Genomic DNA, 9794 nt, shown 5'->3' on the forward strand with positions numbered 1-9794 from the left:
CGTCTTCTATTGGAGCAACCATGAAACTCATCACCGCCATCATCAAACCCTTCAAGTTGGACGAGGTCCGCGAGGCCTTGTCGCAAATTGGGGTGCAGGGCATCACTGTGACCGAAGTCAAAGGCTTTGGTCGTCAAAAAGGTCACACCGAGTTGTATCGCGGTGCTGAGTACGTGGTTGACTTCTTGCCCAAGGTCAAGATCGAAGCTGCGGTCGACGCCGAGCATGTGGACCGTGCCATCGAAGCCATCGAGGGTGCAGCCCGCACCGGCAAGATCGGCGACGGCAAGATTTTTGTTTACGACCTCGAACAAGTGGTTCGCATCCGCACCGGTGAAACCGGCCCGGAAGCCCTCTGATCGCAGCGCCCTCATCGTCCTTTCGAAAGAAGATCCATCATGAAAAAAATGCTCGCTTCCCTTGCCCTAGGCTTGGGTCTGCTGTTTGGCGGCGCTGCCGTCATGGCACAGACCGCTGCCCCGGCGGTGGCTGTCGCTGAGGCCAAAGCGGCTGCTCCCGCAGCCGCTGCTGAAGCCCCCGCTGCTGCTGCGCCTGTCGCCGTCCCTAACAAGGGCGACACCGCTTGGATGACCATCTCCACCATCCTGGTGATCTTGATGACCATCCCAGGTCTGGCCTTGTTCTACGGCGGTTTGGTCCGCAGCAAGAACATGTTGTCTGTCTTGATGCAAGTCTTTGTGGTCACCGCGATGATTTACGTCTTGTGGGTCATCTACGGCTACTCGTTCACCTTCACGGGCGGTTCACCGTTCATTGGTGGCATGGACAAGCTGTTCTTCAAAGGCATCACGCCTGACTCCATTGCTGCCACGTTTAGCAAAGGTGTTGTGATTCCTGAGTTGACCTTTGCGGCCTTCCAAGCCACGTTCGCAGCCATCACGTGCACCTTGATCGTGGGTGCTTTCGCTGAACGCGCGCGCTTCTCTGCTGTGTTGTTGTTCTGCGCTCTGTGGTTCACGTTCAGTTACATGCCTGTGGCTCACATGGTTTGGTACTGGGACGGCCCAGATGCGATCACCGACGCTGCTTCTCTTGACGCTGTGACTGCCGCTGCTGGCTGGTTGTGGGCCAAAGGAGCACTCGACTTCGCTGGCGGTACTGTGGTGCACATCAACGCTGCTGTGGCAGGTTTGGTCGGCGCTTATGTGATCGGCAAACGCACCGGCTACGGCAAAGAATCGATGGCGCCTCACAGCCTGACATTGACCATGGTGGGCGCTGCCTTGCTGTGGGTGGGTTGGTTCGGCTTCAACGCTGGCTCTAACCTGGAAGCTAACGGCGTCACCGCACTGGCCTTCATGAACACCTTGGTCGCGACTGCTGCTGCTACCCTGAGCTGGATCGCCGGCGAAGGCCTCTCCAAAGGCAAAGCCTCCATGTTGGGTGCTGCTTCCGGTGCTGTTGCTGGTTTGGTGGCTATCACCCCAGCGTGCGGATTCGTGGGACCCATGGGTGCCATCGTGATCGGTTTGTTGGCAGGCTTCATCTGCTTGTGGGGCGTCAATGGTCTCAAGCGCATGTTGGGTGCTGACGACTCCTTGGACGTCTTTGGTGTCCACGGCGTAGGCGGCATCTTGGGTGCGTTGTTGACCGGCGTGTTTGCTGCGCCATCGTTGGGCGGCACTGGCGTGTATGACTACGTTGCCAACGCTGTGAACCCTGAGTACTCGATCTCTGGCCAAGTTTGGATCCAATTCCAAGCAATCGCCACCACCATCGTGTGGTCGGCTGTGGTCTCCTTCATCGCTTACAAGTTGGTTGATCTGGTGATCGGTCTGCGTGTGACGGAAGAAGAAGAGCGCGAAGGCTTGGACATCAGCTCACACGGCGAAACCGCCTACCACCGTTAAAAATCAAGGTTTATTTCAAGTTTTCCTTGGACTTTCAGCCCGCCTCACGGCGGGCTTTTTTTCGTCTGAAGTTCACTGCGCCTCAGGCGCAGTGAATGCGAGCAAGTTGCAGCCAGCGTGCCCTGAACAGCGTGGTTTTGGCGCAGCGATTTTTGACGGGAGTGTTCAAAAAATTCAAAGCTCGCACGAACCTCAGCGGCTAACATGTTGTTCATGCAAGACACCGCGCACCAGACCCTCCAACACTTCACCGACCGCATCCTTCACGCGGCTCAATCTGGCCAGCCTTTGCGCTTGCGCGGCGGCGGCACCAAAGACTTTTTAGGCCAAAGCCTGCAAGGCGAGGTGCTGGACACCACTGCCTACAGCGGCATCTTGAGTTACGAGCCGAGCGAGTTGGTCATCACCGTACGTTGTGGCACACCCTTGGCTGAGGTGGAAGCTGCCTTGGCTGAAAAAGGCCAGAGCTTTGCCTTCGAGCCGCCACACTTTGGTGCGGGCGCGACGATTGGCGGCATGGTCGCTGCGGGCTTGAGCGGCCCATCGCGTGCGAGTGTGGGCACCGTGCGCGACTTTGTGCTGGGTGCACGCGTGATCAACGGCAAAGGCGAGCACCTCACCTTCGGCGGTCAAGTGATGAAAAACGTGGCGGGCTACGACGTGTCGCGTTTGCTCGCAGGCAGTTGGGGTCAGTTGGGCCTCATCACCGAAGTGTCTTTGAAAGTGCTTCCCGTTGCGCCCGGCGAAGCCACCTTGGTGTGCGCGGGTGTGAGCCAAGCGCAAGCCTTGAAGCTGATCAACCAATGGGGCGGCCAGCCGCTGCCTCTGAACGCCAGCGCTTGGGTGTACGACACCACCGCATCCCCCGCGCAAGATTTTTTCTTTGTGCGTTTGCGCGGTGCCATCGCAGCGGTGGATGCAGCTGTGATCAAGATGCGTGCTGACGTGAACGCCTTGGGCGCACAGGTCACGCGCCTGAGTGCCGCCGACGTGGCCGCCGATTGGAAAGCGAGCGGCGAGCAAACCCTAGACTTTTTCAAAGCCCCCACCGAGCAAGACTGCTTGTGGCGACTCAGCGTGCCGCAGACCGCCCCTGTGCTCGACGTGCGTGTGAGCGGCGCACCGCGCGCGCAATACATCGAGTGGCACGGCGCACAGCGTTGGTTGTGGGCACCTGCCTCAGCCGCTGTCCAAGTGCGCGAAGCGGCGGTGAAAGCGGGTGGCCACGCCACCTTGTTCCGCACCAGCGCCGCCAGCCGCCAAACGTCGGGCGATGTGGACAAGCAAGTGGGCGTCTACACCCCGCTCAATGCCGTGCAGCAACGCATTCAAAACGAACTCAAAAAGCAGTTTGACCCAGCGGGCATCTTCAACCCCGGTCGCGCTTAAACCACAGCTTCACATTCAAAGCCCCACATGCAAACCAACCTGGCCCCCCAATACGTCGGCACACCCGAGGGCGAAGCAGCCGAAGCCATCTTGCGCAAGTGCGTGCACTGCGGTTTTTGCACCGCGACGTGTCCCACCTACCAACTCTTGGGCGACGAGTTAGACGGCCCACGCGGCCGCATCTATTTGATGAAGCAAGTGTTTGAAGGCGCCACGCCCACGCGTAAGACGCAGCAGCATTTAGACCGCTGCCTCACCTGCCGCAACTGCGAAAGCACCTGCCCCAGCGGCGTGCAATACGGCCATTTGGTGGATGTGGGCCGCAAAGTGGTCGATGCGCAAGTGCCGCGTCCCATGGGCGAGCGCATGCTGCGTTGGGCCTTGAAAGAAGGCTTACCCTCACCGCTGTTTGCCCCCGCCATGAAGCTGGGCCAAGCCGTGCGCGGCGTGTTGCCGGCCAAGCTCAAAGCCAAAGTGCCTGCGCCACAAGCTGCTGGCGCGTGGCCGACGCAAACGCACGCCCGCAAAGTGCTGATGTTGGCAGGCTGCGTGCAGCCCGCCATGATGCCCAATGTCAACACCGCCACCGCACGCGTGTTGGATGCCGCAGGCATTCAAACCGTGATTGCCGCGAAAGCGGGCTGCTGCGGCGCTGTGAAATTCCACTTGAACGACCAAGACGGTGGCAAGGCCCACATGCGCGCCAACATCGACGCGTGGTGGCCCTATGTGGAACAAGGCGTGGAGGCGATTGTGATGAACGCCTCAGGCTGCGGCGTGATGGTGAAAGACTACGGCCATGTGCTGAAAGACGATACCGTTTACGCCGCCAAAGCTAAGCGCATCAGTGAACTCACCCAAGACCTGAGCGAACTTTTGCCCGACTTGGTGCCGGTGCTCAAACCCAAACTCAATGCCACCGCCTTGGCCAACGCCGGCATGCAAGCCTTCCACCCGCCCTGCACCTTGCAGCACGGCCAGCAACTCAAAGGCGGTGTTGAAAAGCACTTGGCTGATTTGGGCTTCGCCATTCAAGTGGCCAACACCGAAGCGCATTTGTGTTGCGGCTCGGCGGGCACTTACAGCGTGCTCAACCCCGAAATCAGCATCACCTTGCGCGACCGCAAATTAGGCCATTTAGATGCGCTGCAACCCAAGGCCATCCTGAGCGCCAACGTGGGCTGCATCTCCCATTTGCAAAGCGGCACCGATGTGCCGGTGAAGCATTGGGTCGAGGTTTTGGACGTGGCGTTGAACTCGTCGATTTAATGATGCGCTTCTGGCCAGCCGCGCCAGATCTGTTGGTGACTGGGTTGAAAGCTTTGCGAGATTGTCAGGCGTCCTAACGCTATGTCAGGAAAAGGATTTTTCCAATTTCAGCAAGATTTTTTGCGAGATTAAATGCAACTTACTTTGCCGCCTTTAAGTCGCCCGTTTCAACCCGCCAAAGCCGCCTCAATATCCCCCGCCAGTTTGGCGGGTGCATCCATCGACGCATAGCGTTTGATCACCTGGCCGTCTTTGCCCACCAAGAACTTGGTGAAGTTCCATTTGATGCCTTCGCTGCCCAACAGGCCTGGCGCTTCTGCTTTCAGCCACTTGAACAGGGGGTGTGCGTTGTCGCCGTTGACCTCTACTTTTTCCATCATCGCAAAGCTCACGCCGTAGTTCTTTTGGCAAAACGCGCCAATCTCGGCGTTGGTGCCCGCGTCCTGTGCGCCAAACTGGTTGCACGGAAAACCGATCACAGCCAAGCCTTTGTCGCCATAAGTTTTGTGCAGGGCTTCTAAGCCTTCAAACTGTGGTGTGAACCCGCAGGCACTGGCGGTATTAACGATCAGCAAAACTTGGCCTTGCAGGTCGGCCATCGCCATGGGTGTGCCGTCAATGCGGGTGGCGGAGAAGTCGGTCAGTGTGGTCATGGTCAGGTCCTTGTCAAAGTAAATTCAAGTGAGATGCTCGCTTGGCAGCAGCACATCAATCAGTGGGTTTGGTATGGGTTTGCGAGGCCAATAAAGCAGCCAACACAATCATGCCGCCACCCAGACCCAAGCGCCATGTGAGCACCGATGCCCCTGCTGCGACCGAGGACACGCTGGCAAAAACCACCTCCGACATCATCAGCATGGCGGTGGTGTGCGCGGTCAACCGGGCGGCCCCGTATTGCAGGGCGAAGTTCGACACCAAGAACGCCACGCTCAAGCCCAACACCCAAGGTGCCCATGCGCTGGCTTCGGAGGCGGTGATCGTTATCTCAGGCACGATGCCCGTCAATGTGGCCAGGCTGGCACAGGCGAACGCCATCAAGGCACCGCCACCAAACATGGCCACCATGCGCGTGGCATCTGGCGTGTGCTGTAGCCGGAGCAACAAAATATTGGTCAGCGCGAAGCACATGCCGGCCAGCAGGGCCAGCACATCGGGCAAGTCTTGCGGAATAGGCCACGGGGTGTCGGGCGTTTTGAGCACCAGCACCACGCCCGCCAAGGCCAAGCCCATGCGTGCCAAGGCGCCACGGGTGGGACGTTCTTTGAGCAACCACCATGCCAGCAGCAGCGCCCAAGTGGGCATCAAATAAAACAGCAACACCACGCGCACCACATCGCCGGTGGTGACAGCCCAGTTGAAGCCGACATTGGTCAGGCCCGAAGCCGCCATCAGCCAAAAGAGTTCAGGGTGTGTTTTGAGGTGTTGCCAAGCGCGTGGGTAGACGAGCATGAGGCCCAGCCAAGCCACTGCAAAGACTGCGGCAGTGGCCCACAAAGGGTGCAAGCCTTGTGATTGCAGCTCGCGAAAAGGCCACCAAGACAGGCCCCACACCAAGGCGTTGAGCACCAAGCCCAACGCAGGCAGCAAGGGCTTGTTCACCTTAGCCGTGCAAGTCGTCGTTGCGGGCGATGTGCATCAAGCGCGCGAGTTCTTCGCGGTGGTGCACATGGTTGTGGGCATGCCAGAGTTTGATCAGCCACATCACAAAACCCACCAATACACCAAACGCGGTGATGGCACCAAATGCGCTCAAGCCCATGCCTGTGCTGAAGGTGTACAAAAAGCCGAGGCCCAAAATGCACAACTGCTCGTTCATGTTTTGAACGGCAATCGATCGACCCGCGCCCATCAGGTTGTGGCCCCGGTGTTGGAGTAGCGCATTCATGGGCACCACCAAGAAGCCACCCAAGCCGCCCAAAACGATCAAAAAGGGGACGGCCACCCAGAGGTTGTCGACGAAGTTCATGCCCACCACAAAAATACCCATGGCAATGCCCAAAGGCATCAAGCGTGTGGCGTGGTCCAGCCTCATCTTCATGGAGGCCACCACCGCACCGACCGCGGTGCCAATCGCCACAACGCCCACCAGGCTGGAGGCTTGGGTGGTGCTGTAACCCAAAGCGGCAGCGCTCCAAGCGAGCACGATGTAACGTAAATTACCGCTTACGCCCCAGAACAAGGTGGTCGTGGCGAGTGAGATTTGGCCCAATTTGTCTTGCCACAGGCGCTTGTTGCAGTCCCAAAAATCAGGCACCAAGGCCAACAGGTTGTGGGCCATACTTTTTTCGGGATTGGCCTGCATCGGCACCAACGTGGCGCCCGTATCAGGGATGCGCGTGTTGAACCAAGCGGCCAAGGCATAAAGCGGTACGAGCAAACAGATGGCGGCTTCAGCCGAACTGTCGATGCCGGTGGTGACAAACGGCAGGTCAAATGCCAGCAGCCACGACGAGAGGTTGTGACCCACCAGTTGGCCACCCAACAACACGCCCAAGATGATGGAGGCGATGGTCAAACCTTCAATCCAGCCATTGGCCTTGACCAACTGTGAGGAGGGCAGCAACTCGGTCAAGATGCCATATTTGGCAGGCGAATAAGCCGCAGCGCCCAAGCCCACCACCGCATAAGCCGCCAAGGGGTGCACCCCAAACAGCATCATCAAGCAGCCCACCACTTTGATGGTGTTGCTCATCAGCATCACTTGGCCTTTGGGCCTTGAGTCGGCGAAGGCGCCTACAAAAGGGGCCAAGACTACATAAAACAAGGCAAACATGGGCACCAGAGCCGCGCGCTGCCACTCAGGCGCACCGTCTGATTTGAGTAATTCGACGGCCGTCACAAACAGCGCGTTGTCGGCCAACGAGCTGAAAAATTGGGCCGACATGATGGTGTAAAAACCGCGTTTCATGGTGGGAGTGGAGCAAGACGTGCACCTCAATGTGCGCAGTAGCGTTGCCGTGACTTCTTTCTAGTGATAACGGGCAAGGTTATATCACGCGGGTGCCACAATATTGGTCATGCCCCGCCCGATCCAAGCCCATGTTCACACTGACGCGCTGCGTCACAACTTGCAGCGCATGCAGTTGGCTGCCCCCGATTCACGCCTATGGGCGGTTGTCAAAGCCAATGCCTATGGACACGGCATTGAGCGTGTCTTTGAGGGTTTGCGGGGCGCCGATGGGTTTGCGTTGCTCGACCTCGATGAGGCGCAACGCTTGCGGGCCTTGGGCTGGCGCGGCCCTATCCTTTTGTTAGAGGGTGTTTTTGAGCCCCGCGATTTAGAGTTGTGCTCGCGCTTGGATCTGTGGCACACCGTGCATTGCGATGCGCAAATTGACATGCTCAGCCGTCATAAAACCCAAGTACCGCACCGGGTGTTTCTCAAAATGAACAGCGGAATGAACCGCCTAGGATTTACCCCAGTGCGCTTCAGATCAGCATGGACGCGCCTGAATTTGTTGCCTCAAGTCGACGAAATTTCGCTCTTCACCCATTTCAGTGACGCGGATGGCCCCAAAGGTTTGGCCGAGCAAATGGCGGTGTTTGTGCGCACCACCCAAGATTTGCCCGGCGAGCGCAGCACCTGCAACAGCGCTGCCTTGTTGCGCCATGCCAGCGACGTGACGGTGGCTGCCGACTGGGTGCGCCCGGGCCTTGCGCTGTATGGCAGCTCGCCGGATTTTCCTGAGCACGACATGGCCCATTGGGGCTTGCAACCCACGCTCACCTTGAGCAGCCGCCTCATCGCCGTGCAACAGCTGCAAGCTGGCGACACGGTGGGCTATGGCTCCACCTTCCAAGCCGAGGGTGATTTGCGCATAGGCGTGGTGGCGTGTGGCTACGCCGATGGTTACCCGCGTCATTGCCCAACGGGTACGCCCGTGTTGGTGAATGGGGTGCGCACCCGCACTCTAGGTCGCGTCAGCATGGACATGATCGCCGTGGACTTGACCCCGTGCCCCGACGCCGACTTTGGCAGCGATGTCACCCTGTGGGGCCGCGCTGCCAATGGCGTTGTGTTGCCCATCGACGAGGTGGCGCAAGCCGCGGGCACCGTGGCTTATGAGCTGATGTGTGCCGTGCCGGCTCGCGTCGGTTTTGCGCCTGACGGCGTCGAAAGCCTAAGGCCATGAGCCAACACCTGCCTCTGCGCCACGGTTTGTTGGCGTTGGCTGTGGTGGCGGTGTGGGGCAGCAATTTTGTGGTCATTAAAAACGCACTGGCCGATTTGCCGCCTTTGCTGTTTGCGGCGCTCCGGTTTTCGTTGGCCTTCTTGCCAGCCGCTTTCTTTTTACCCAAACCCAACGTGCCGTGGCGCAATCTGGCCGCCTACGGCTTGCTGATTGGCTTGGTGCAGTTTGGCTCGCTCTACATGGCCATCAACGGCCACATTGCGCCCGGCTTGGCGTCGCTGGTGGTGCAAACGCAGGTGTTCTTCACCATCGGCCTGGCCATGTATGTGGCCAAAGAGCGCTTGCGCCGTTTTCAGTGGGTGGCTTTGGCGCTGGCCGTGTCAGGCATCACCGTCATTGGTGCCCACACCGACGCCACCACCACCGTCCTCGGCTTGTGCCTCGTGCTTCTCGCGGCCTTGGGCTGGTCCATCGGCAACGTGGTGGGCAAACAAGCCGGTTCCGTGAACATGCTGGCCTACGTGGTCTGGTCCAGCGGCTTTGCTGTGCTCCCCTTATTCGCTCTGTCGTGGCTGGTCGAAGGCGCCCCCGCCATCCAAGCCGGACTAGCTCACGCAACTTGGGGTACATGGTTGGCCGTAGCTTGGCAATCGTTTGGCAACACCCTCTTTGGTTACGCCGCTTGGGGCTGGCTGCTGGCACGCCACCCCGCCTCCACCATCACTCCCATGGCCTTGTTAGTCCCCGTCTTTGGCATGGGCGCCTCAGCCCTGTTGCTTGCCGAACCCTTGCCCGCCTGGAAACTCATCGCCGCAGGCTTGGTCATGACCGGCCTAGCCCTGAACGTGTTGTGGCCCCATTGGCAACAACGCCAAGCCGTCAAAAATTGACGCGCGTTTAGCAACGCAATTTCTCCAACACGCGGACAAGCAAGCAAAAAACGAAACACTCCGGCGCACGAACATTGAGCCACTGAAACAGTCAGCTACTCAAACATCGCAGCGAAGGGGTGCAGTCGGCGCTCGATGCAGCGACGTTAAGAGCGAAGCGAAGGAGCTGCAGCGAGCGCCGGCTGCACCCCTTCGCGGGGCCAAAGCCAGCGCAAACAATCAAGCAGCCGGATAAAGCCCCA

10 protein-coding genes are annotated in these 9794 nt (G+C 59.1%); 6 read left to right on the plus strand and 4 right to left on the minus strand.

The window, feature by feature from the left end:
• Nucleotides 1-20 precede the first annotated feature (20 nt).
• The gene (locus B9Z42_RS12205) at nucleotides 21-359 is read left to right on the plus strand and encodes a P-II family nitrogen regulator (RefSeq protein WP_100133666.1); all 339 of its coding nucleotides are present in this window, start codon (nucleotides 21-23) and stop codon (nucleotides 357-359) included.
• A 39-nt stretch (nucleotides 360-398) separates the two neighbouring features.
• Entirely contained in the window at nucleotides 399-1871 is a 1473-nt protein-coding gene (locus B9Z42_RS12210; RefSeq protein ID WP_100133667.1) for an ammonium transporter, read from the plus strand.
• Nucleotides 1872-1915: 44 nt separating this feature from the next.
• Here the strand turns inward: B9Z42_RS12210 and B9Z42_RS16285 are convergent, their stop codons facing one another.
• Nucleotides 1916-2086 (minus strand): hypothetical protein, encoded by a 171-nt coding sequence (locus B9Z42_RS16285; protein ID WP_158235955.1) that lies wholly within the window; start codon nucleotides 2084-2086, stop codon nucleotides 1916-1918.
• On the opposite strand from B9Z42_RS16285, the gene glcE reads away from it, so the two are divergent.
• Together glcE and glcF are read left to right on the plus strand one after the other, a co-directional pair.
• The gene (glcE, locus tag B9Z42_RS12215; RefSeq protein ID WP_100133693.1) at nucleotides 2085-3260 is read left to right on the plus strand and encodes a glycolate oxidase subunit GlcE; all 1176 of its coding nucleotides are present in this window, start codon (nucleotides 2085-2087) and stop codon (nucleotides 3258-3260) included. The genes B9Z42_RS16285 and glcE overlap by 2 nt on opposite strands.
• 27 nt (nucleotides 3261-3287) lie before the next feature.
• Entirely contained in the window at nucleotides 3288-4529 is a 1242-nt protein-coding gene (gene glcF, locus B9Z42_RS12220; RefSeq protein ID WP_100133668.1) for a glycolate oxidase subunit GlcF, read from the plus strand.
• 167 nt (nucleotides 4530-4696) lie between these two features.
• Here glcF and B9Z42_RS12225 read toward each other — a convergent pair whose 3' ends face one another.
• The 3 genes from B9Z42_RS12225 to lplT are packed head-to-tail and all read right to left on the minus strand — an operon-like array spanning nucleotide 4697 to nucleotide 7437.
• Complete coding sequence (locus B9Z42_RS12225; RefSeq protein WP_100133669.1) at nucleotides 4697-5182, minus strand: glutathione peroxidase; 486 nt, start codon at nucleotides 5180-5182, stop codon at nucleotides 4697-4699.
• A gap of 55 nt (nucleotides 5183-5237) precedes the next feature.
• On the minus strand, nucleotides 5238-6128 hold the full coding sequence (locus B9Z42_RS12230) for a DMT family transporter (RefSeq protein WP_233203637.1): 891 nt from the start codon (nucleotides 6126-6128) through the stop codon (nucleotides 5238-5240).
• A gap of 1 nt (nucleotide 6129) precedes the next feature.
• Entirely contained in the window at nucleotides 6130-7437 is a 1308-nt protein-coding gene (lplT, locus tag B9Z42_RS12235; protein WP_100133670.1) for a lysophospholipid transporter LplT, read from the minus strand.
• 109 nt (nucleotides 7438-7546) lie between these two features.
• On the opposite strand from lplT, the gene alr reads away from it, so the two are divergent.
• Both alr and B9Z42_RS12245 read left to right on the plus strand, forming a co-directional pair.
• Nucleotides 7547-8662, plus strand: a complete 1116-nt coding sequence (gene alr / locus B9Z42_RS12240; RefSeq protein WP_100133671.1) for an alanine racemase — start codon at nucleotides 7547-7549, stop codon at nucleotides 8660-8662.
• An 8-nt stretch (nucleotides 8663-8670) separates the two neighbouring features.
• Nucleotides 8671-9552 carry an EamA family transporter gene (locus B9Z42_RS12245; protein WP_199172054.1) on the plus strand — a complete coding sequence of 294 codons (882 nt, stop codon included), beginning with the start codon at nucleotides 8671-8673 and terminating at the stop codon, nucleotides 9550-9552.
• Nucleotides 9553-9794: the final 242 nt, after the last annotated feature.

Source organism: Limnohabitans sp. B9-3 (assembly GCF_002778325.1).
Lineage (GTDB): Bacteria > Pseudomonadota > Gammaproteobacteria > Burkholderiales > Burkholderiaceae_C > Limnohabitans > Limnohabitans kasalickyi.